General features: G+C 55.6%; 19 protein-coding genes. 10 read left to right on the top strand and 9 right to left on the bottom strand.

The features are described from left to right. Window positions 1–85: 85 nt before the first annotated feature. Both RUESEDTHA_RS18825 and RUESEDTHA_RS18830 read left to right on the top strand, forming a co-directional pair. On the top strand, window positions 86–454 hold the full coding sequence (locus RUESEDTHA_RS18825; protein ID WP_180888303.1) for a CrcB family protein: 369 nt from the start codon (window positions 86–88) through the stop codon (window positions 452–454). Then, the gene (locus RUESEDTHA_RS18830; protein ID WP_171212401.1) at window positions 451–813 is read left to right on the top strand and encodes a CrcB family protein; all 363 of its coding nucleotides are present in this window, start codon (window positions 451–453) and stop codon (window positions 811–813) included. The genes RUESEDTHA_RS18825 and RUESEDTHA_RS18830 overlap by 4 nt, the downstream gene beginning before the upstream one ends. Here the strand turns inward: RUESEDTHA_RS18830 and RUESEDTHA_RS18835 are convergent. The 6 genes from RUESEDTHA_RS18835 to RUESEDTHA_RS18860 are packed head-to-tail and all read right to left on the bottom strand — an operon-like array spanning window position 810 to window position 7,343. Next, window positions 810–2,333 (bottom strand): DHA2 family efflux MFS transporter permease subunit, encoded by a 1,524-nt coding sequence (locus RUESEDTHA_RS18835; protein ID WP_180888214.1) that lies wholly within the window; start codon window positions 2,331–2,333, stop codon window positions 810–812. The two genes, RUESEDTHA_RS18830 and RUESEDTHA_RS18835, sit on opposite strands and share 4 nt — an antisense overlap. Further along, window positions 2,330–3,313, bottom strand: coding sequence for an HlyD family secretion protein (locus RUESEDTHA_RS18840; protein WP_180888215.1), 984 nt, complete (start codon window positions 3,311–3,313; stop codon window positions 2,330–2,332). The genes RUESEDTHA_RS18835 and RUESEDTHA_RS18840 overlap by 4 nt, the downstream gene beginning before the upstream one ends. A gap of 32 nt (window positions 3,314–3,345) precedes the next feature. Continuing rightward, on the bottom strand, window positions 3,346–3,672 hold the full coding sequence (locus RUESEDTHA_RS18845; RefSeq protein WP_180888216.1) for a cytochrome o ubiquinol/quinol oxidase subunit IV: 327 nt from the start codon (window positions 3,670–3,672) through the stop codon (window positions 3,346–3,348). Continuing rightward, the gene (locus RUESEDTHA_RS18850; RefSeq protein ID WP_180888217.1) at window positions 3,665–4,297 is read right to left on the bottom strand and encodes a cytochrome c oxidase subunit 3; all 633 of its coding nucleotides are present in this window, start codon (window positions 4,295–4,297) and stop codon (window positions 3,665–3,667) included. Before RUESEDTHA_RS18850 ends, RUESEDTHA_RS18845 begins: the two co-directional genes overlap by 8 nt. After that, on the bottom strand, window positions 4,294–6,384 hold the full coding sequence (locus RUESEDTHA_RS18855; RefSeq protein WP_180888218.1) for a cbb3-type cytochrome c oxidase subunit I: 2,091 nt from the start codon (window positions 6,382–6,384) through the stop codon (window positions 4,294–4,296). Before RUESEDTHA_RS18855 ends, RUESEDTHA_RS18850 begins: the two co-directional genes overlap by 4 nt. Next, entirely contained in the window at window positions 6,381–7,343 is a 963-nt protein-coding gene (locus RUESEDTHA_RS18860; RefSeq protein ID WP_255431824.1) for a cytochrome ubiquinol oxidase subunit II, read from the bottom strand. Before RUESEDTHA_RS18860 ends, RUESEDTHA_RS18855 begins: the two co-directional genes overlap by 4 nt. A gap of 185 nt (window positions 7,344–7,528) precedes the next feature. On the opposite strand from RUESEDTHA_RS18860, the gene RUESEDTHA_RS18865 reads away from it, so the two are divergent. The 7 genes from RUESEDTHA_RS18865 to RUESEDTHA_RS18895 all read left to right on the top strand — a co-directional run bounded on the left by RUESEDTHA_RS18865 (window position 7,529) and on the right by RUESEDTHA_RS18895 (window position 17,018). Continuing rightward, complete coding sequence (locus tag RUESEDTHA_RS18865) at window positions 7,529–8,764, top strand: lytic murein transglycosylase (protein ID WP_180888219.1); 1,236 nt, start codon at window positions 7,529–7,531, stop codon at window positions 8,762–8,764. 399 nt (window positions 8,765–9,163) lie between these two features. Further along, the gene (locus tag RUESEDTHA_RS18870) at window positions 9,164–10,792 is read left to right on the top strand and encodes a peptide ABC transporter substrate-binding protein (RefSeq protein ID WP_180888220.1); all 1,629 of its coding nucleotides are present in this window, start codon (window positions 9,164–9,166) and stop codon (window positions 10,790–10,792) included. 66 nt (window positions 10,793–10,858) lie between these two features. Further along, a complete protein-coding gene (gene oppB, locus RUESEDTHA_RS18875) occupies window positions 10,859–11,782 on the top strand; it encodes an oligopeptide ABC transporter permease OppB (RefSeq protein WP_171212408.1) in 924 nt (307 codons plus the stop codon). Between the two features lie 10 nt (window positions 11,783–11,792). Next, a complete protein-coding gene (locus RUESEDTHA_RS18880) occupies window positions 11,793–12,722 on the top strand; it encodes an ABC transporter permease subunit (protein WP_170389022.1) in 930 nt (309 codons plus the stop codon). Window position 12,723: 1 nt separating this feature from the next. Then, complete coding sequence (locus tag RUESEDTHA_RS18885) at window positions 12,724–14,529, top strand: ABC transporter ATP-binding protein (RefSeq protein ID WP_171125186.1); 1,806 nt, start codon at window positions 12,724–12,726, stop codon at window positions 14,527–14,529. Window positions 14,530–14,843: 314 nt separating this feature from the next. Next, the gene (gene galU / locus RUESEDTHA_RS18890) at window positions 14,844–15,737 is read left to right on the top strand and encodes a UTP--glucose-1-phosphate uridylyltransferase GalU (protein WP_180888221.1); all 894 of its coding nucleotides are present in this window, start codon (window positions 14,844–14,846) and stop codon (window positions 15,735–15,737) included. 204 nt (window positions 15,738–15,941) lie between these two features. Next, complete coding sequence (locus RUESEDTHA_RS18895; RefSeq protein ID WP_180888222.1) at window positions 15,942–17,018, top strand: DUF2793 domain-containing protein; 1,077 nt, start codon at window positions 15,942–15,944, stop codon at window positions 17,016–17,018. A 35-nt stretch (window positions 17,019–17,053) separates the two neighbouring features. Here the strand turns inward: RUESEDTHA_RS18895 and RUESEDTHA_RS18900 are convergent, their stop codons facing one another. Together RUESEDTHA_RS18900 and gmd are read right to left on the bottom strand one after the other, a co-directional pair. Next, window positions 17,054–18,031, bottom strand: a complete 978-nt coding sequence (locus tag RUESEDTHA_RS18900) for a GDP-L-fucose synthase (RefSeq protein ID WP_180888223.1) — start codon at window positions 18,029–18,031, stop codon at window positions 17,054–17,056. A gap of 10 nt (window positions 18,032–18,041) precedes the next feature. Then, window positions 18,042–19,166 (bottom strand): GDP-mannose 4,6-dehydratase, encoded by a 1,125-nt coding sequence (gene gmd, locus RUESEDTHA_RS18905; RefSeq protein WP_180888224.1) that lies wholly within the window; start codon window positions 19,164–19,166, stop codon window positions 18,042–18,044. Between the two features lie 158 nt (window positions 19,167–19,324). On the opposite strand from gmd, the gene RUESEDTHA_RS18910 reads away from it, so the two are divergent. Then, entirely contained in the window at window positions 19,325–20,629 is a 1,305-nt protein-coding gene (locus RUESEDTHA_RS18910; RefSeq protein ID WP_180888225.1) for a UDP-glucose/GDP-mannose dehydrogenase family protein, read from the top strand. A 7-nt stretch (window positions 20,630–20,636) separates the two neighbouring features. On the opposite strand, the gene RUESEDTHA_RS18915 is transcribed toward RUESEDTHA_RS18910, so the two are convergent. Further along, a complete protein-coding gene (locus RUESEDTHA_RS18915; RefSeq protein ID WP_180888226.1) occupies window positions 20,637–21,521 on the bottom strand; it encodes a phytanoyl-CoA dioxygenase family protein in 885 nt (294 codons plus the stop codon). Window positions 21,522–21,543 lie beyond the last annotated feature (22 nt).

Genomic DNA, 21,543 nt, shown 5'->3' on the forward strand with positions numbered 1-21,543 from the left:
TGTCTGTATCTGGAAAGACAGGTAAACTTGGGCGGGATCATTGGCTGTAATAAAGACGCGACCAGCGTTTCGAACCTGGGCCCTTATGTTTTTGGCCGTATTTGTCGGTGGGGCCGCTGGTTCGCTGTTGCGCGAAAGCCTTTCAACGACGATCCCGGGTGCCCCGATTTTTACCGCGACCTTCGGGATCAATGTCGTGGCGTGTTTCGTTCTGGGTTGGCTTTATTCGATCCGACATCGCGTTCATGCTCATGTGCTGCATTTTGGCGCCGTCGGGTTCTGCGGCGGGTTATCCACCTTCTCGTCTTTTGTCCAGGAGCTCGAACGTCTGGCGGAAACCAGCGTCGTGAACGCAGCAACCGCAGCCGCACTAGAAGTCGTCATCGGTATCGCAGCGGCCATCCTTGGCGAATGGATCGGACGGCATGCCCTTGGCCAGAGGTCAGGCGAATGAACGACCTGTTCCTTCACGCGATGTTTGGTCTGGGCGGAGGGCTGGGCGCTGTTTTGCGCCATGCAATCGCATTGATGATCCGGCACGATCTTCCAGTGTCGACGCTGATCGTCAATGTGCTGGGAAGCCTAATTTTGGGTTTGTGGATCGGCTATCTTGGGGGTCCCGCCGATATGGGCGAACACGAAAGGCGATTGGTCTTTGGCTTTTGTGGCGGGTTCACGACGTTTTCCAGTTTCGCCTATCAATCTTTGGAACTGAGACGAGAGCGCACGATTGCATTGGCCGCAGGCAACATCTTCCTAAGCATCATCCTGTGTTGGTCAGCCCTTTGGCTGGGGCTTGTCATCACCCGCTAATGGGCGTGCACAGCGACCTGCGCCCCCGGCTTTGGAGCCCTGCAGAACAACAGCAATGGTATCGTCGCCAACGCCAACAAACCCAAATTGTTGAATACGGTCAGATAAGAGATCAACTCGGCCTGCCGAGAAACCTCCTGACCGAGAATTGCCGCGCCCTCTGCGCTGTCCGGCGTCAAACCAAGCGGTCCCAGATAGTTCTGCGCAGCAGTACTGTACGGCGTTACGTTTTGGCCCAGCACCGATGTATTGGTCTGCAATCCGCGAACGACCCATGTTCCAACCAAAGAAATTCCAACCGATGATCCAAGCTGTCGTGTGACATTGAACAGACCCGAAGCCTCATCCTGGCGCGCTTGCGAAATGCTCTCAAACGCCAGAATAGACATGGGGACAAACACAAGACCCATGCCCAGCCCGCTTACAGCGCCCGGCCAGGCCAACTGCCAAAACCCCGCGTCCAGATTAAGCGCACCAAGCATGAAATTCCCAATAGCGGTCAGGAGCATGCCAAGCCCGGCCAGAACACGAGGATCGAACCGGGATGACAAAACAGCGCCCGTCAAAACCATTGAAGCGCCCGCCGCGATGCCTCTGGGGATGAATAGGTGGCCGGACTCGATAACCGGGTAGTCCAACAGGTTCTGTACAAAGGTTGGCAATATGGCAATTCCACCAAACAGCGAGATTGCAAATCCTGCGATTACCAGATTGCAAAGGGCAAAGTTTCGGTCTGCAAAAAGGCGAAGGTCGACAACCGGCGTTTTCGAGGACAGACCGTGAACAAGGAACCCAAGCGCGCCCAGAACCGAAGCAATCAGTGCAATCTGAATGACGCGCGAGGACAACCAGTCCTTGGTTTCCCCCTGATCCAAAACAAATTGCAAGCAACCGATCCCAATCGCCAACAGCGCCAGACCTTTCCAGTCGATCCGCACATCTTCGGTTTCGTCGTCCGGTAGTTCTCCGGCCAAAAGCAACAACGCCATAGCGGCAACCGGCAGATTTACGAAAAACACCATTCGCCACGAGAAATACTCGGTCAATATCGCGCCAATCGTTGGGCCAAGTACCGGTGCAACGACGACCCCAAGCCCAAAGACGGCCATTGCCTGTCCTCGTTTCTCGCGCGGGAAGGCATCGAACAAAATGGATTGGGACAAGGGAATTAGGAAAGCCCCGAACATGCCTTGTGCCAACCGGAAAGCCACGATGGTTTCCAGGCTCCAGGACAGCCCACACATGACCGACATGGAGGCAAAACCGATCACAGCCGACAGTATCAATCGCCGTCGTCCTACCCTGCGGGCAACGAACCCGGTCAGGGGCATGACAATAACGGCCGAGACAATATAGCTGGTCAGAATCCATGTTGCCTGATCGGTGGTTGCGCCGAAAGCTGCTTGAATATGAGGCAGCGCGACATTGACGATCGTGCTGTCCAACACCTCGAGAATGGCGCTCAGCACCACGGCGACGACGATCACCCGATTGACGTGGCCTGCGGTCGACGGTGTCATTCCCCGGCCTGATCCGAGGTCGTATCTACCGTGACCTTCGTGCTGCCTCCTGCACGCAACGGGGCATCCGTTGGATCAAGTTTGACCCGCACTGGAAAGCGGCGCGTAACCTTGACCCAGTTACCAGTGGCATTCTCGGAAGGCAGTAATGAAAACGTATCCCCCGAACCGCGGCCGATGGAGTCGACTGTCCCGCTAAGTGTCACCCCCGGCAGCATGTCGATTTGAATTTTCACCGGCTGTCCGGGTCTGATACGTGACAGCGACGTTTCCTTGAAATTCGCGTCCACCCACCATTCTGAGGATTCAACAATCGAAAACTGAGGCGCGTTTGCGGGTACGGCGGAGCCGGGGCGCAATGTCAGGTTAGCGATCCATCCATCCGCGGTTGCAAAAACTTTGGTCCAGGCAAGATTGGCCTCGTCAATCTCCAACTGAGCCCGAGCGGACAGAACATCGTCCTGTTTGGCCTGCAAACCGCTTTGCAAGGCCAACAGACCTGATTGACTGGTTGTCAGCCGGGCTGAGACTTGCGCGAAATCCGAGGTCGCCTGATCCAATGACGCCTGCGCCAGATCACCGGTCGCAAAAAGAGCCTTGGAACGTTCAAGATTTTTCTTGGACGTTTCAAAGGCCGATTGTGCAGATGCAACCAAAGCTTCGGCTGCAGCGATCTGAGTGGCGTAGGATTCCGCCTGTTGTTCGGCGCTGCCAAGATTAGCCCTGGATTGATCCACCGACGCGCTGAATTGGGTGTCGTCAATTGTAAACAGCAAGTCGCCGACCTTGATTGCCTGATTTTCCACGACCGCGACCTCGTCCACCCGCCCCGTGACCTGAGCGGCCACATTGACGATATTGGCCCCCACATAGGCATCCTTGGTTGATGGGTACCGTTCTTGATGGCGCCAGAACATTAGCAGGCCAACGCCCACAGCAATCAGCATTGCCACCGCCGCGACGGTTTTAAAGGATTTCATTTTGACGGTCTCCGTTATTAATCGCGGTTTGGTCACATCGGAATGGTATGCATACGGACTGCCAGATTGCCCATGATCCAGACTGTTCCAACGATGATGATCAGAAGGACCAGCGTCGAAAACAGCACTAGGTCAAGGTCTTCGCGGCTACTGCGCCGACGGTCGATATGAAGGAAATAAACCAGTTGAACGATAAGTTGCGCCAGCCCAAGAAGGCCGATTGCCAGATAGACCCCTTTGGTTTCGATCCCAAAGACATAGGCGATGGAAAAGACGGCTATCGTCAGTAAAAGTGAACCGCCGTAACCAATGACATAACGCCGCCGCTCGCGCCTGTGCATTTCGCTGCGTCTATCCATAGGTCAGGCCTCCGAAATAAACGATCGTTATGATCCCGATCCAGATCAGATCAAGGAAATGCCAAAACAGCGCCAGCCGGACCACGCGCGACATCAGCAAATCCGTCAGCCCCATCAGTCGCAATTGGATGCCCAAAACAATCAGCCACAGACACCCGGCGGCGACGTGCAGACCGTGCAGCGGCACAAGACCATAAAACGCGGACAGAAATCCGCTGCGCTGCGGGATGCCGCCTTTGTCCGCCATGGCGACAAAGTCGCGGATTTCCAGCACCAAAAAGCTGAGCCCCAATACCAAGGTCACGCCGAACCACAGCACGATCCGCGAACGCGGCAGGTTGTATTTCAGGGCCAACATCGCCAGCCCGACCGTCAGGCTGCTTGTCAGCAGGATCAGGGTTTGCGCAAAGATGCTTTTTAGATCAAACAGTTCGTGCGGTCCCGGCCCACCTGCCTGAGCGTCGATCATGGTGATATAAATGGCGAACATCAGCCCGAAATAGACCAGATCGCTCATCAGGAAGACCCAAAAACCGAAGGTGACAACTTCGCTGGCCTTGTCAGCACCCGGATGCCGACGACCAAGGTTCAGGCCGGGATAACTGTGTGTTGGTGCGCGCTTCATGTGGCGACCTCCAGGTCCGGACCCGCGCGCCCCCGATTTTCCGACGAGATTTCAAAGTCGCGATTAATAGGGGCAGAGGCATGGACAAGATCCAGCCAGGCCTCATGCTCCTCTTGAACCTGCGCGGCTGGAATAACCTCTTCGATGTCCGTTTTGAACGTCCACGCAACGAAAGACAACAACATCAGAATGGTGACCAACGCCGCTAACCACCAGATCCACCAAACCAAGGCAAACATCCAAACGCCGCTGAGTACGCAGAGTATGAATCCAATCCGTGTATTGCGTGGAAGGGTGATGTCCTCATAAGCGTCCGGCGCCGGATAAGCCGTGCCCCTTTCCTTTGCGGCGGCAAAGTCATCGCGGTCGGTGACATGCGGAATAATGGCAAAATTGTATGGCGGAGGGGGTGCGGGAATTGACCATTCCAGCGTGCGGGCATCCCACGGGTCGCCAACCGGGACGCGGGTTTTCTCGCGGTCCCGAATGCTGACCCACAATTGCACCACTACAGCAAGCAGGGCAGACAAAATAACCAGAGACCCCAAAACGGCCACGATCATATAGGGATGAAAACTCGGGTCTTCCCAACTGAAAGACCGGCGCGGCATCCCCATCAGGCCAACAAAGTAAAGGGGCAGGAACGTCAGCATGAAACCGACCGTCCACAAGACAACCGTGATACGGCCCCAGATTTCGTTCAGGCGGAACCCGAAGGCTTTGGGGAACCAGTAATTATACCCTGCCAGTAGGCCAAACAGGACCCCGGGCAGCAGCACGTTGTGGAAATGGGCAACCAGAAACAGCGTGTTGTGAACCTGATAATCCACGGTCGGGTTTGCAAGAATCACGCCCGAAAGCCCCCCGATGACAAAGAGCATCAGGAACGCCAAACCATAGAGCATCGGCACCGAAAACCGAATACGTCCCCGGAACAGGGTCGCCATCCAGTCATACACTTTTACCCCGGTGGGGATAGCGATCAGCATGGTCGCAATACCAAAGACCGCATTGATCAGCGCGCTTTGACCCATTGTGAAAAAGTGGTGCAGCCAGACGGTGAAGGACAGCACCGCAATGGACATCGTCGCGATGACCAAGGAATTGTAGCCGTAAAGCCGCTTGGCCGAGAATGTCGCGAAAACCTCGGAATAAATTCCGTATGCGGGAAGAACCAGCAAATAAACCTCGGGGTGCCCGAACAGCCAGAACAGGTTGGCATAGTTCATCATGTTGCCGCCAAGGTCATTGGTGAAGAAATGAAAATCCAGGTACCGGTCGGCGGCCAGCATCAAGGCCGCGACACCCAGCGGCGGCATCGCAAATACGATCAGGATCGAGCTGCAGATAATCGTCCAGCAATACATCGGCAAACGCATGAATTTCATGCCCGGCGCACGCAACTTGTAAATCGTGACCGCGAAATTGATCCCGGTCAGCGTCGTCCCGATCCCCGAAACAACGATTGCCCAAATCCAGTAGTCCGGCCCAACTCCGGGATTGAAAGCGGCACCCGTATAGGGCGGATAAGCCGTCCAGCCCCCGGTCGAGAATTCACCGACAAGCAAAGAAACCATCAGCATCATCCCCGCCGAGACTGTCAGACCAAGACTGATCTGATTCATCACGGGAAATGCGACGTCGCGCGCACCAATCATCAAGGGAACCAGAAAGTTCGCCAGTCCGAAAACAAAAGGCACGGCCACGAAAAAGATCATGATGGTGCCATGCGTGCTGAACAATTCGGCAAAGTGTTCGGCTTCAAGAAACCCGTCGCCAGGACCCGCTGCTTGTTGCGCGCGCATGACCACGCCTTCAAGGACCCCGCGCGCCAGCATCACAATCGCGAAGACAATATACATGATGCCGATTTTCTTGTGGTCTGCGCTTGTCAGCCAATCGCGCCAAAGTGGTCCCCAAAGGCGGAACCACGTCAAGGCGCCGACAACAACCAGAATACCAACGATCACAACGCCCGCAGCGGCATTGGCGACGATTTCATTCGCGTTCGGAGTTTGGATGAGGCCGGCCAGAGGGAACGACTCCCAGCTTAGTCGGCCAAAGAAACTCGTATCCGCAGAACTCATTGCTGCGCCTCCTGCCCGTATTCTGCCGTTCCCGGCTGTTGATCTGCGGGCAACGGTTCTCCGTGGTGGTATCGGTGCAGGATTGTCTGAAACAAATCCGCGCCTTCTGTGGTGAAATACAGTGCATTATCCGGCATGTCAGATGTACCCAAAGCGGCCTGCACCTCATCTCGGTCCGTGCGCATGGCCAATGTTCGGTATGTGTCTGCGGTCAAGGGAATTCCGTTGGCCCGGACAGTGTCGACCCAATCGGAGAATGCGTCTGGCTGCATGGCCAGGGTCTGAAACTTTTGCTTGGTGAAGCCCCGGCCGTTATATTGTGTATTTTCACCCTGCATGGTCGCCGGGGCGTCTGCCACAACATGCAGTTTGGTTGTCATTCCCGGCATGGCATAGATCTGGCCTGCCAGAGCGGGGATCATGAAAGATTGCATCACGGTGTCCGTGGTCAACGTCATCGCAATCTGCTGTTTGACGGGTATCCCCATCTCGCCAACGCTGGCGATGCCTAGGTCCGGGTAGATAAACAGCCATTTCCAATCCAATCCCACGACCTGCACATTTAAGGCAGGTGTTTCACCAAAGGGCGCTGTATACGGATCCAGACGATGGGTGGCTTTCCAAAGATAGAAGGACAATACGGCCACGATCAGAACCGGAATACCCCACATGACGAATTCAAGTGGGGACGAGAAGTCCCAGTTTGGCCGATACTCGGCGGCACCTTCTTTGCGTCGCCGGTAACGCACGGCAATCAAGGGTACCAGAACCAAAACAGGCAAAACCGCCAACATGATCAGGACCGTCGCGCGCAGCAGGTGAAGCCTCTGAACCTCGGCGATTGGGCCACGTGGATCCAGGAAACTGTCACTCGCCCAGGCTGCGTGCGAGCAAAGAGCGAAAACTGTGATCGCAATACCAAGTGTCTGCCACACGTTTGTGAACCTGATAGTGGCCACTCCTGTCTGTCCTTTCCTGCCTCTGATTACAGGCAACTATCGGCAGACTTCCGAGTTTTCTCAAGGTTTTTCGTAACCGGGGATTGTCCTGCACCCGGTATGATCAACCGCGGAATTACGCGCAGACAATTGCCGTCAGACGTCGGTGTTGACTTGCTGCAATCCTCAGGCGAGACCTTATGCACATGCGTTGGCTTATCGTGATACTTGGCCTCTGGTGTCTTCCCACAAACGCAACCGCACTGGACCGCGGAGCGGTTGAGCGGCAATTCCAGACGTGGTTATGGGAAACCGTTTGGCCACAAGCCAAAGCCAAAGGTGTTTCCCGACGCACGATGGAGCGCGCCTTTAACGGCGTTACCCTTAATTGGAAACTGCCCGATCTGATCCCTCCGGGGGGGACACAAAAAATACCTAAACAGCAGAAACAGGCCGAATTCGGCTCACCTGCACGGTATTTCAAGGCCAACACAGTGCAGGGCGCAACATCCGTCGGCCGAAAGATGGCACAGCGCCACGCGACAACCCTTACCCAGATTGAGATCAAGACCGGTGTTCCATCCCACATCATTCTGGCCATCTGGGGGCGGGAAAGCGGATACGGTCAGGTCCCGATCCGACATAACGTCTTCGAAGTGCTGGGAACAAAGGGCTTCATGAGCACCAGATCCGAGTACTTCGCGGGCGAGCTCATCTCGGCATTGCAAATCGCCGAAGCGAGGCATGCGCCGCCGGGTGAAATGAAAAGCAGTTGGGCCGGTGCGCTGGGGCAACCACAGTTCATGCCGTCAAGCTTTTTGACCTTTGCGGCGGACGGCAATGGCGACGGACGATCCGATATTTGGACATCGCCCGAGGATACGATGGCATCTATTGCGAACTATCTGGCGCAACATGGCTGGGTGTCCGGCCGCGACTGGGGATTCGAGGTTTCTGTGCCAAAGTCCATATCCTGCGCCCTTGAAGGGCCGGATCAGGGACGCCCAATACAGGGCTGGGCAAAGATGGGGGTTTCCAGAGTTTCGGGCAAGCCTTTCCCGCAACATGAGCTTTCTGGCGAAGGATTCCTGATGATGCCTGCGGGACGAAGTGGCCCGGCCTTTCTGGTGACGCCGAATTTCTATGTTCTGAAGGAATACAACAAAAGCGATCTTTATGCCCTTTTCGTCGGCCATGTCGGGGATCGGATTGAATACGGTGTCGGCGATTTCCAAGGTCAGTGGGGCAAAGTGGGTGATCTCTATCGTTCGGACATCGCAGCTATGCAGCGCGCCCTTGAACATAAGGGGCATGACGTTGGCGGTGCGGACGGCCTTGCGGGGTTCAAAACCCGTCGTTCGATCGGGCGCTGGCAGGAAGCGACCGGTCAGGTGCCCACCTGTTTCCCTGCCGCAGATATGAAAACAACCCTAAGCCGATAGCGATTCGCGATATGTGAGGCCGTTTGTCAAAAGGCTTACGCAGCGTCAGGCGCCGTCCTGCGCTGCCACCGTTCACGAAAATGTTAAGAACGCATCTAGTTTCATCATAATATTTCCGGCGCCCCACCGTTTCCTTCACAATTCGCATACAACTGCCTAATTTGCGGGCAGAGGCTTTAACCTTTTTTTAAATAATGCCAACGTCGGCTTCAGTGAAAGGCGACTTTTGCAACCACGTTCCCGACTGAAAACCGAAAGACTGCGGCGCAGCCCATTTTGCGAACCAATTCAGCAATTTTCGGACCTGTACACGCTCTTTCGCAGTCGGACAAACAAGGCGGCTCTCTGCCATCTTGTTGGGATGGCCAACAATGCCGCCAAAAAACGGGAGTAAAAAATATGAACAAACATATTCGGACAACGCTGGCGGGGCTGCTGACCTCGACCATGATCACCGGCGCGGCACTGGCCGCCGGAACGCACCCTGAAACCGGCGAAGCATTGGCGGATGATCAGACATTCACCTATCGTATTCTGGACGAACACAGCTCGGTCGACCCGCAGGTCGTCGAGGACGTATCGGGCGCCGAGATTGTGCGCGACCTGTTTGAAGGTCTGATGAACCAGGACGAAGACGGTAATCTGGTTCCTGGCGTCGCCACCGAATTCACCACCAACGACACCAAAGACGTCTATACCTTTACCCTTCGCGATGACGCCAAGTGGTCAAACGGTGACCCGGTAACCGCTGGTGACTTTGTCTTCGCATGGAAACGCGCCGTCGATCCTGCGCTGTCCTCGCCTTACGCCTGGTTCATGGAACTGATGTCGATTGAAAACGCGGCTGAAATCATTGCAGGCGATAAACCTGTGGATGAGCTGGGCGTCACCGCAATTGACGACCACACGCTTGAAATCAAGCTGAGCGCCCCTCTGCCCTATTTTGCGCAGATGACCACGCATTCCACGACCTTCCCTGCCCCGCAGAAAGTCATCGAAGAGTTTGGCGACGCGTGGACCAAGCCTGAAAACATCGTCTCGAACGGGGCTTATGTTCTGACCGAACACCTGCCGCAGGAACGCTCGGTTCGCGAGCGTAACGAAATGTACTGGGACAACGACAACACTATCGTCGACAAGGTTGTCGCATTGGTCATCAACGACGAAAACGTCGCCCTGACCCGGTATCTGGCTGGTGAACTGGACCGCACCGAGGTTCCCGCAGGTCAATTCCCACGCCTGCAGAAAGAGCACCCGGACGAAGCCATTAGCTTCCCGCGCCTGTGCAACTATTACTACACATTCAACCTATCCGACGGTGGCCCCGAAGCATTCAAGGACCCGAATGTTCGCCAAGCGCTGTCGCTGGCAGTAGATCGCAAGATCATCACGGAAAACATCATGGCAGGTGGCCAGCCTCAGGCTTACACCTTTGCCCCTGAGGCGACCGCCGGGTTCACTGTTCCCGAAGTTGAAATGGCTTCGATGTCTCAGCAGGAACGCGACGAACTGGCCAAAGAACTGCTGGCTGCCGCAGGTTATGGTCCTGACAATCCACTGAGCTTTGAGATGGTCTACAACACCTCGGAAGCTCATAAGAAAGTCGCCGTGGCGCTTAGCCAGATGTGGAAGCAGAAGCTGGGTGTAAACGCCGAACTCGCCAACATGGAATGGAAGATCTTCCTGGAAGAGCGCGGCAACCAGAACTTCGATCTGGCCCGTGGCGCTTGGTGTGGCGACTATAACGAAGCCTCAACCTTCCTGGACCTGCTGCAATCGGACTCAGGCTACAACGACGGCAAGTATAACAATGCCAAAGTTGATGAGCTTTTGGCCCAAGCCAAAACATCGGACGATGCCGCGCCTCTGTATACCGAAGTCGAGCGGATCATCGCACAAGAGACCCCTGTAATCCCGATCTACCACTATGCTGGCGTCTACATGATGGACAGCGACGTCGGGAACTGGCCGGTCAATAACGTAGAGCAGAACTGGTACTCCAAGAACCTCTACAAAATCGCTGAATAATCATCTGTTGATCACGCTTTGCCCCGGAGACCTCTTTGGGGCAAAGCCAATAATTGGGGGCATGAAATGCTTGCCTATATCGTCCGGCGGTTGCTGATCGCCGTCCCAACGATCCTTTTGCTGATCGTTGCAAGTTTCTTTTTGATGCACTTCGCACCCGGTGGACCTTTCACGTCAGAGCGGCCACTGCCGCCGGCGGTTCTGGCCAATATCGAAGCGCGGTACGGGCTGGACCAGCCGTTGTGGAAACAGCTTTGGGACTATCTGTACAACATTGTCGTGCATTTTGATTTCGGCCCGTCCTTCAAGTTCAAGGACCGCGACGTGAATGACATCATCGCGCAGGGCTTTCCAATTTCGTTGACTTATGGCTCGCTGTCCTTCCTTGTCGCGACGGCCGTGGGTGTCAGCCTTGGGATCGCTGCTGCGATCAAGCACAATAGCTGGATCGACTATTTCGCAGTTGGTTTGGGGATCGCGGCACAGGCGCTGCCGAACTTCATCATGGGGCCGATCCTGATCCTGACCTTCACCCTTTGGCTGGGTTGGTTGCCCGGGGGCGGATGGAACGGAGGGCAATGGCCTTACCTGATCATGCCGGTGATCGCTCTGGCGACCTCTTACATGGGGTCGATCGCCCGGATCACCCGATCTTCGATGCTGGAAGTTCTGAACTCGAACTTTATCCGCACCGCACGCGCCAAGGGCTTGCCGACAAGAACCGTCATTTGGCGGCACGCGCTGAAACCCACGCTTCTGCCGGTCGTATCCTATCTTGGGCCAGTTTTTGTTTACGTTCTGACCGGTTCGGTCTTTGTCGACATCTACTTTTCAACCGGTGGGTTGGGACAAGCCTATGTGGGGTCCGCCCTATCACGAGACTATGCCGTGCTCTTGGGCGTCACGATCCTGTATGGCGTTCTGACCGTGCTGGTGAACCTGCTGACCGACCTGGCCTATGCCTGGTTCGATCCGAAAATTCGTTACTGAGGGGCGGGCAATGCTTGGAAAATCACAAAAAGCCGCGCATCTGGCCGAGGATATCACCGACTATACGGTCATTCAGGGCCGCTCGCTCTGGCAGGACGCGCGTATGCGGTTTGTCCGCAATAAGGCTGCAATGGCCAGTCTGTTCATTCTGGGTCTGATCGTTCTGTTCACGCTAATCGGGCCTTATTTTGCCGTGTGGAATAACGAAGAAATCGACTGGAATGTCATGGGTGACGTCCGGGGCATGGGGATGCCTTCGGTCGAGACCGGGCATTTCTTTGGCGTCGATGATCTGGGGCGCGACCTGTACAGCCGTGTCATTCAGGCGACCACCACATCGCTTTTGGTGGGGCTGATCGGGGCCGCGACCGCGCTGATCGTGGGAACCTGCTATGGGATTGCGGCCGGATATATCGGTGGCCGCACCGACGGCATCATGATGCGTTTCGTTGACATCTTGCTGGCGATCCCGGCCACACTGGTCATCATCCTGCTTCTGGTCGTGGCGGGCCGGTCGTTCTTTATGCTGTTCATCGCCCTTGGCGCGGTTGGGTGGCTGACGATGGCGCGGATCGTTCGCGGGCAGACACTAACCCTGAAAAACCGTGAATTCATTGAGGCCGCACGCGCCGCTGGCGTTAGTGAGTTCACCATCATGTATCGCCACATCCTGCCGAACCTGTTGGGTGTTGTGATTGTCTATGCCTCGTTGCTGGTGCCCGAGATGATCCTGACCGAAAGCTTTATCTCGTTCCTGGGTTTGGGAATTTCGGAACCCTATACCTCACTCGGCCGTCTGATCGCCGAGGGTGCTGGTACTATGGGCTACGGAACCCTCTGGCAATTGATGTTCCCCCTGACATTCTACGTCGCCATCATCATCACGATGTTCTTCATCGGCGATGGCCTGCGTGACGCCTTGGACCCGAAGGATCGCTGAAATGAGTCTGTTTTCTGTAAAGGACCTGAGCGTGCAATTCGATACACCGGATGGTGTTGTCGAAGCCGTCAAGGGCATCAGCTTTGACATCAATCCAGGCGAGTGTCTGGGCATCGTTGGCGAAAGCGGATCGGGTAAAAGCCAGACGTTTATGGCTGCGATGGGGCTGCTGCCTCCGGCCGGGCGCGCCAGCGGGTCGGCTTTGCTGAACGGCAAGGAAATCCTGAACCTGCCCGTGAACAAGCTGAACCAGATCCGGGGCGACGACGTTGGCATGATCTTTCAGGATCCGCTGACCGCATTGACCCCGCATTTGCGGATCGGCCAGCAAATGCGCGAAGTGCTACAGGTTCACGAAGGCTTGCAAGGAAATGCAGCCCGTGCCCGGTGTCTTGAATGGCTGGATCGTGTTCGCATCCCTGAGGCAAAGCGTCGTCTGGACCAATACCCGCATGAACTGTCGGGCGGCATGCGTCAGCGTGTCATGATCGCAATGTCGATGCTGTGCAGTCCTAAACTGCTGATCGCGGATGAACCGACAACGGCACTGGATGTAACGGTTCAGGCGGACATTTTAGACCTGATGGTCCGCCTGCAAAAGGACGAAGGCACGGCCATCGCCCTGATCACGCATGATATGGGTGTTGTTGCGCGTATGTGCGACCGTATTCAGGTGATGCGTCTGGGACAGTTTGTCGAAGCTGGCGACACGCGCGAAATCTTTCGCGCACCGCAGCACGAATACACCCGTACCCTACTGGAAGCGATGCCGCGCATTGATGCTGGGGACGCACCCAAGGCGCTTGGTAAAACCGAAGAACCTTTGCTTAAGGTCGATGACGTCAAGGTTCACTTCCCGATCCATGTCTCTGGCGGTCTGTTCGGACGCAAGGTACCTCTGAAAGCAGTTGATGGTGTGACCTTCGACATCCGCAAGGGCGAAACCTTGGGTGTCGTGGGCGAGTCGGGCTGCGGCAAGTCGACATTGGCGCGCGCCGTACTACAGCTTATAGAACCCAGCGGCGGTAATGTCAGTTGGCTCGGTCATCCCATCGTTGGACTAAAGCGGGCGGAACTGAACAAATACCGCAAGGATTTGCAGATCGTGTTCCAAGACCCGCTGGCCAGTCTGGATCCCAGAATGACAATCTCAGCTTCGATCGCTGAACCACTTAAGACCTATCGCCCCGACCTGACAGAGCGGGAGCGTAAGAAGATGGTTGCCGAGATGATGGAGAGGGTTGGCCTGAAAGCAAACATGATCAACCGCTACCCGCATGAACTGTCCGGCGGACAAAACCAAAGAGTCGGTATCGCGCGGGCGATGATCAACAAGCCCAAGCTGATCATTTGTGATGAGGCCGTATCCGCGCTGGATGTTTCGATTCAGGCCCAGATTGTCGAATTGTTACGCGAGCTCCAGCAGGAGTTTGGCCTGTCGATGATCTTTATCAGCCACGACTTGTCCGTGGTTCGTGCCGTATCAAACCGGATCATGGTTCTGTATCTCGGCCGGATCGTCGAATTGGGTGATGGTGAGGCCATTTGTTCCGAACCTATTCACCCGTACACCAAGTCATTGATCTCTGCGGTGCCAATCCCGGACCCGGATGTCGAGCGCAGCCGCCAGAGGCTTAAACTGCCGGGTGAACTTCCTTCACCAATGGATCCGAAAGCGGCGTTGCGGTTCCTGCCCAGCCGTTTGTCTGCAGGGCAGACAGACTATGTGCCTCAATTAAACGAGGTGAAGCCCGATCATTTTGTGGCCGAACACGATCCACTTGAGGCAATCATGGCCAACGCGTAAGCAAAGACGCCCGACACCTGTCTACAGGCTTCGGGCGTTTTTCAATTCCGCCTAGGGATTGAACAAATCAATCAGATAGTAGGCAAACAATTTTCCACTATTCGATATTATTGTTTCCTTTTTGGCAAAAATACTCAGCTTTCCCGCTGCATGTTGCCGCAGTTCATTTTGACTCCCAATCCTCGTGATGGCACCATTTCTCATAACGCAGCATCCTGCATCAAACGGCGTTGATCATTCTGCGCGCACAGCCTAAGACGAAGCCACGAGAGCAAAGCGATTTTCGGGCAAATTTTTTTAACTTGAGAGGTAACATGGCACGCAAGGTCACCAAGGCGATTTTTCCAGTTGCGGGTCTGGGTACACGCTTTTTGCCGGCAACTAAGTCCGTCCCCAAAGAGATCATGACGCTGGTCGACCGACCACTTGTACAATATGCAATCGACGAGGCGCGTGCGGCCGGTATCACCGAGTTTATTTTCGTAACTTCGCGGGGGAAATCCGCGCTCGAAGACTATTTCGACCACAACCACATCCTTGAGCAAGAGCTAAAGGCCAAAGGTAAGACGGACCTTCTTGAAACGCTTAATGCCACCAACATGGAGAGCGGTGCGATTGCCTATATCCGGCAGCACAAGGCGCTGGGTCTTGGGCACGCCGTGTGGTGCGCGCGCCGCCTGATCGGGGACGAGCCTTTTGCCGTTATGCTGCCAGACGATGTGATCGCCGCCGAAAAGCCCTGCTTGCAGCAGATGGTCGAAGCCTACCAAGAGACCGGCGGCAATATGGTTGCGGCCATGGAAGTTCCGCATGAAAAAACCCAATCTTATGGTGTGCTGGATGTTGGTGAGAATATCGGATCCGTCGTGCGCACCCGAGGCATGGTGGAAAAACCCAAACCAGAGGACGCGCCGTCCAACCTGGCCGTAATCGGGCGCTATATCCTGGGACCATCGGTTCTTTATAACCTGAACCAGAAGAAAAAGGGCAGCGGTGGCGAAATCCAGCTTACCGATGCGATCGCCGAAGATATCGGAAACGGTGTTCCGGTTTTTGGCTACAAGTTCGAAGGTCAGCGTTTTGACTGCGGATCCAAGTCCGGCTTCCTGCAGGCAACGGTCGCATATGCACTGTCTCGCGAAGATCTGCGTGACGACCTGCGCGAATACATTCACGAAGTGATTTCTGCGGACAAGGCGGCTCAGTAAGGGCCGCCTAACGCACACGGATACCCATGACCAAGCACCGGGCTGGTGGCAGCAACTGAAGCCAGCCCCGTGCCGACCGGGTCCAATCCCCAATAATTAACAATTCTTTTCTGATGCGTTCGTGCAAATCGGGAAGGCTTCACATCTCTGCACTCACTGTGGCCCACATTGCGTATGTCATTTCGACGGCCACAGGAGGACCCCGTGTCACAAAACTCACCCCGACTGGACTTGCCATTTATTCAACAATCGCAGGCACAGAAACACGTCACGCATAATGAAGCACTCAGGAAACTGGACGTGATCGTACAGTTGAGCGTCGCCTCGACAGGCGCAATCAATCCTCCGCCCTCACCGGATCAGGGAGAAGTTCACGCTCTGGGGGCGGCGCCTACGGGTGACTGGGCAGGGCAAGCTGGCAAACTGGCCGCGTGGCTGGACAATGCGTGGCATTTCGTAAGCCCAGTATCAGGATGGCGCGCCTGGAATGAAAGCCAATCCCGGCTGATCGTCTGGGACGGGTCAGATTGGGCTGATGCCCCTATTGCAACCCAAAACCTGAAAGGGATCGGCATTTCCGCGACATATGACGAAACAAATCGTCTGTCTGTTCGGTCTTCCGCGTCGTTGCTCAGCCATGATGGGCAAGGTCATCAGTTGAAAATCAACAAGGCCAACGCGGGCGAAACTGCATCTTTGCTATTTCAATCAAATTGGACCGGTCATGCAGAAATGGGGCTGTCCGGCACCACAGGATTTTCCATCAAGGTCTCACCGGACGGAAGCAACTGGACCGACGCGCTCAGCTTTGACCCGGCCTCTGCCATTGCAAGCGGTGCAGCCGTTCAAAACAGTTCAGATGATACAACGCCGGGTCGCCTGATGCGCGCAGACTTCGGCTACGGCCCCGGCAACCTGTTGGGCACAGTATCTGCAAATGGCGACGCACCGACCGGAGCGGTCATTGAACGCGGAACAACACCTGACGGGGACTATGTTCGGTTTGCAGACGGCACGCAAATCTGCACCGCGACACTGAAACCGACTTCCTGCACAGCGTCAGACGGTTCTCTGTTCGCCAGCGGGACCGACGTCTGGACGTTTCCGATTGCCTTTGCGGCGGGTTCCGCTCCGGTCGTCAGCGGTAGTGGCAGCAGCACCAGCCGCTTTATGGGGATTGATGCACCGTCGGACTTGCAGGTGGTGTACAAAGTCTTTTCGGTCAACTCTGATCCGGGTCTGCACGCGCCTGCGCTTACTGCCATTGGCCGCTGGCGGTAACGCCCGCAATGCCGCCCAGACGCTGGTTTGGGCGGCTATTTGGCCCGAAGGTCAGCATCGCCCTGTTCAAGAAACCACGCATAGGTTTCGCGTATTCCCTCTTCAAGTTTGACCTGCGCGCGCCACCCCATGTCGGCAAGCCGGGAGACATCCATTAGTTTGCGCATGGTCCCGTCTGGTTTACTGGCATCCTGCGCAATCCGCCCGGTGAATCCGACCGTCTTGGCGACCATTGCAGCCAGTTCAGCGATCGAGATATCGTCTCCGCATCCGACGTTTATGTGGCTCAGCATGGGTTGCGTATTCTCTTCATAAACATCGCGGGGCAGGTCGAGTACAAACAGCGATGCCTCGGCCATGTCATCCACATGCAAAAACTCTCGACGCGGTTTACCAGTGCCCCAGATAACCACCTCGTCCAACCCGTCCCGATGCGCTTCGTGGAAACGGCGGATCAAAGCAGGCAGCACATGACTGTTTTCCGGGTGAAAGTTATCACCGGGCCCGTACAGGTTTGTCGGCATGACCGAGCGATAATCGACCCCGTGCTGGCGGTTATAACTTTCGCACAGTTTGATTCCGGCGATTTTTGCTACCGCGTAGGGTTCATTGGTCGGCTCCAATACGCCAGTTAGCAGGGCGTCTTCACGCATCGGCTGTGCGACAGCACGCGGATAGATGCACGAGCTACCCAGTTGCAGCAGAGAGGTTACGCCTGCGGCAAATGACTGATGGATGACGTTACACTCGATCATCAGGTTTTCATAAATGAACTCGGCAGGGTACGTATTATTCGCGTGAATTCCGCCCACTTTGGCCGCAGCAAGAATGACAACGTCGGGGCGTTCCGCCTGCATGAAATCACGCACAGCAGACTGGTTGGTCAGGTCCAGTTCCGCATGGGTGCGCGTGATCAGCGAGAGCGCTTCACCCGCCGCTTGGCGATCTTTTAGACGGTGCAGGATCGCGCCTCCGACCATACCGCGATGCCCGGCAACGTAGATTTTGCGCATATGCCCCTCCTCAGCCGTTTTCCAGACTGACAGGCAGATCGAACCCATGCTCTTTCAGCAGAGCGTGACGTCTGGCTGTTTTGAGGTCTTCCGACACCATTTCGGCGCACATTTCCTGAACGGTCAGTTCAGGCTCCCACCCCAGTTTGTTTTTGGCATTTGACGGGTCGCCCAACAGGGTTTCAACTTCGGCAGGGCGAAAATACTGAGGGTCGATCCGCATCACCACGTCGCCCTGCTTCAGCGCAGGCGCCTTATCGCCGCGAACAGATTTGACAGTTGCGATCTCATCCACACCGTCGCCCGTGAACTCAAGCGAAACTCCCAACTCGTCAGCCGACCATTCGATAAACTGCCTAACGGAGTACTGAACACCGGTGGCAATAACGAAGTCTTCGGGCTGATCCTGTTGCAACATCAGCCACTGCATCCGCACATAGTCCTTGGCGTGGCCCCAATCCCGCAGGCTGTCGATATTGCCCATATACAGGCAGTCCTCGAGGCCCTGCGCTATATTCGCCAGACCGCGGGTGATCTTGCGTGTCACAAAGGTTTCGCCCCGGCGCGGGCTTTCATGATTGAACAGGATACCGTTGCACGCATACATGCCATAGGCTTCGCGGTAGTTCACCGTGATCCAGTAAGAATACAACTTGGCTACCGCATAGGGTGAACGCGGATGGAACGGCGTGGTTTCACGCTGTGGGGTTTCCTGAACCAGACCATAAAGTTCGGATGTAGACGCCTGATAGAACCGTGTTTTCTTTTCCAGACCCAAAAACCGGATGGCCTCCAGCAAGCGCAACGTGCCGATCGCATCCACGTCGGCTGTGTATTCGGGCGATTCAAAGCTGACCGCCACGTGAGATTGCGCGCCAAGGTTATACACCTCGTCCGGCTGAACCTCCTGAATGATTCGGGTCAGGTTGGACGTATCGCTCAGGTCACCGTAATGCAGGTGCAGACGCGGGTTGGGGACGTGCGGATCCTGATAAATATGATCTATGCGCTGCGTATTGAACGAGGACGCCCGGCGCTTGATACCGTGAACTTCATAGCCTTTTGCCAGCAAAAATTCGGCCAGATATGATCCATCCTGCCCTGTAATACCGGTAATAAGTGCAGTTTTTGTCATCGTCGCGTTCCACAAAACTCAATCTGGCTGATTGCACTCTCAGAAACAGCAAGATACCCCGGATTGCAAGCCAAGGCCGTCAGCAAGCGTTGAAAGCGGCGGAACTTTCCTGCGTGAATACGCGCCAGGTCCGTCATTTCGGAGAAAGGAAACGAAATATGCGTATAGCGATGATCGGAACCGGTTATGTCGGTTTGGTATCGGGCGTGTGTTTTTCGGATTTTGGCCACGACGTAGTTTGCGTCGATAAAGCCGCCCAGAAGATCGAAATGCTGCAGGCAGGGAAGGTTCCTATCTATGAGCCCGGGCTTGACGCGCTGATGGCAAAAAACGTGGCCTCAGGCCGCCTAAGCTTTACCACCGACCTTGCCGCTGCCGTCGATGGTGCTGACGCAGTCTTTATCGCGGTCGGAACTCCGACCCGCCGGGGCGATGGCCACGCCGATCTGACATATGTCATGGCCGCCGCAGAAGAGATTGCCCAGGCCGTAACAGGCTATACCGTCATTGTCACCAAATCGACGGTTCCGGTCGGGACGAACCGCCAAGTTCACACGGTTGTTTCAGACGCCAATCCTGGCGCTGATTTTGACGTCGCCTCAAATCCCGAATTTCTGCGTGAGGGGGCCGCGATTGACGATTTCATGCGACCCGATCGGGTTGTCGTGGGCGTCGAAAGTGAACGCGCCGCCGAAGTCATGGCCGAGATTTATCGCCCGCTTTACCTTCGCGACTTCCCAATTCTGACAACGGATCTGGAAAGCGCCGAGATGATAAAATATGCGGCGAACGCTTTTCTGGCCACAAAGATCACCTTCATCAATGAAATCGCGGGACTGTGCGAACGCGTGAATGCTGACGTCAAAGAAGTTGCCCGCGGCATTGGTCTGGATGGTCGGATCGGTAACAAATTCCTACATGCAGGACCCGGTTATGGAGGTTCCTGTTTTCCCAAGGACACCGCCGCTCTAGCCCGGATCGGGCAGGAACATGCATATCCCATGCAAATCACCGAAACGGTTATTCGTGTGAATGACGGGGTCAAAAAGCGGATGATCGAGAAGATCCGCGACGCGTGTAGTGACAGCTTCAATCAAAAAACCGTTGCTGTCCTCGGCGTGACCTTCAAACCAAACACAGACGATATGCGTGATGCCCCGTCGCTAGCGATCATACCGGCCCTGATCGGTGGCGGCGCGACGGTTCGCGTCGTCGATCCGCAAGGCCGCGCCGAGGGCGAAGCCTTGCTTCCCGGTGTTGAATGGTGTGACGATCCCTACTCTGCTGCCGAAGGCGCAGATGTTGTCGTTCTGCTGACCGAGTGGAACGAGTTCCGCGCGCTTAACCTGCCGGAACTTGCGGCTGCGATGAAGTCGCCGCAGATGGTCGATCTGCGCAACATCTATTCCAAACGGGCGGCCCTGAAAGCCGGGTTTCAAAGCTACGTCGGCGTTGGCCGGTAAACACCGCTTAGGTCGCCGCATAAAGCGGAACCGAATTGTCAGCGCCTTGCGCCAGTGCCTTGCTTTGATCCTGTCGTACTTTTTCATAGAGGGCGAGCGCCTCTTTCGAGAACAGTGCTTTTGGCGGCTCGACTTGCAGAAAATTGCTTTGTGCGTCCCCTCCCCGCGCTGGCATCGCGTAATCACGTTCAGCAATGAGCTGCCTTGCATTTGGGTTCAGATACCGAATCGCCAGACCAATTCTCCGGTCATCTGACTGGTTTGGCCCCGAACCATGTATCGTCAAACCGTGGTGCAAAGACATCTGTCCGGGCCTCAATTCGATGTGGGTCTTGTCTTCTTCGGCAACCTCGACATCGATCTCTTGTCCGCGCGACAGCAGGTTGGTTTCCGAATACGTGTCGTTATGCGGCAGAATCGGATTTTTGTGGCTTGCCCGCACAAAATCCATGCATCCGCTTTCCACGGTTGCCGGCGAAAGGGCGATCCACGCAGTCACCTGATCCGGTGTTTCGCCCATACCCCAATATGTCAGGTCCTGATGCATCCCAACCGAGTGCTTGGTCCCAGGTTCTTTGATGAAGAACTCGGCAGACCAGATCATGATGTCCGGCCCCAATACGCCCTGAACCACATCCAGAACACGGGCATCAAGCGCAATACGCGCCGCCATCGGCATGACCAAATGTGCATTGACCCGATTGTAAGTATTAAACGGCAACGGAAGATCCGCGTCCCGCCAGTCTCGTTCGATTTCTTCGAATTCGGCGCGTATCTCAGACACTTCTTGCTCGGAAAATACGCTCAGAGGAAACAGGAAGCCGTCTTCCCAATAGCGGGCCGACTGCGCTTGGGTCAGCGCAGACTGATGTTTGGCGGTTTGATCAGACATGTGTGCTCCTCCCCGATGCATT

Source organism: Ruegeria sp. THAF57 (genome assembly GCF_903914075.1).
Classification (GTDB): Bacteria; Pseudomonadota; Alphaproteobacteria; order Rhodobacterales; family Rhodobacteraceae; genus Ruegeria.

Bases quoted from the DNA above. Each gene is read 5' to 3' on its own strand.
- RUESEDTHA_RS18825 (WP_180888303.1), top strand. From the start codon at position 86: ATGTTTTTGGCCGTATTTGTCGGTGGGGCCGCTGGTTCGCTGTTGCGC.
- RUESEDTHA_RS18915 (WP_180888226.1), bottom strand. From the start codon at position 21,521: ATGTCTGATCAAACCGCCAAACATCAGTCTGCGCTGACCCAAGCGCAG.
- RUESEDTHA_RS18865 (WP_180888219.1), top strand. From the start codon at position 7,529: ATGCGTTGGCTTATCGTGATACTTGGCCTCTGGTGTCTTCCCACAAAC.
- RUESEDTHA_RS18840 (WP_180888215.1), bottom strand. From the start codon at position 3,313: ATGAAATCCTTTAAAACCGTCGCGGCGGTGGCAATGCTGATTGCTGTG.
- gmd (WP_180888224.1), bottom strand. From the start codon at position 19,166: ATGACAAAAACTGCACTTATTACCGGTATTACAGGGCAGGATGGATCA.
- RUESEDTHA_RS18880 (WP_170389022.1), top strand. From the start codon at position 11,793: ATGCTTGGAAAATCACAAAAAGCCGCGCATCTGGCCGAGGATATCACC.
- RUESEDTHA_RS18845 (WP_180888216.1), bottom strand. From the start codon at position 3,672: ATGGATAGACGCAGCGAAATGCACAGGCGCGAGCGGCGGCGTTATGTC.
- RUESEDTHA_RS18830 (WP_171212401.1), top strand. From the start codon at position 451: ATGAACGACCTGTTCCTTCACGCGATGTTTGGTCTGGGCGGAGGGCTG.
- RUESEDTHA_RS18900 (WP_180888223.1), bottom strand. From the start codon at position 18,031: ATGCGCAAAATCTACGTTGCCGGGCATCGCGGTATGGTCGGAGGCGCG.
- RUESEDTHA_RS18850 (WP_180888217.1), bottom strand. From the start codon at position 4,297: ATGAAGCGCGCACCAACACACAGTTATCCCGGCCTGAACCTTGGTCGT.
- RUESEDTHA_RS18835 (WP_180888214.1), bottom strand. From the start codon at position 2,333: ATGACACCGTCGACCGCAGGCCACGTCAATCGGGTGATCGTCGTCGCC.
- RUESEDTHA_RS18855 (WP_180888218.1), bottom strand. From the start codon at position 6,384: ATGAGTTCTGCGGATACGAGTTTCTTTGGCCGACTAAGCTGGGAGTCG.
- RUESEDTHA_RS18910 (WP_180888225.1), top strand. From the start codon at position 19,325: ATGCGTATAGCGATGATCGGAACCGGTTATGTCGGTTTGGTATCGGGC.
- RUESEDTHA_RS18870 (WP_180888220.1), top strand. From the start codon at position 9,164: ATGAACAAACATATTCGGACAACGCTGGCGGGGCTGCTGACCTCGACC.
- galU (WP_180888221.1), top strand. From the start codon at position 14,844: ATGGCACGCAAGGTCACCAAGGCGATTTTTCCAGTTGCGGGTCTGGGT.
- oppB (WP_171212408.1), top strand. From the start codon at position 10,859: ATGCTTGCCTATATCGTCCGGCGGTTGCTGATCGCCGTCCCAACGATC.
- RUESEDTHA_RS18885 (WP_171125186.1), top strand. From the start codon at position 12,724: ATGAGTCTGTTTTCTGTAAAGGACCTGAGCGTGCAATTCGATACACCG.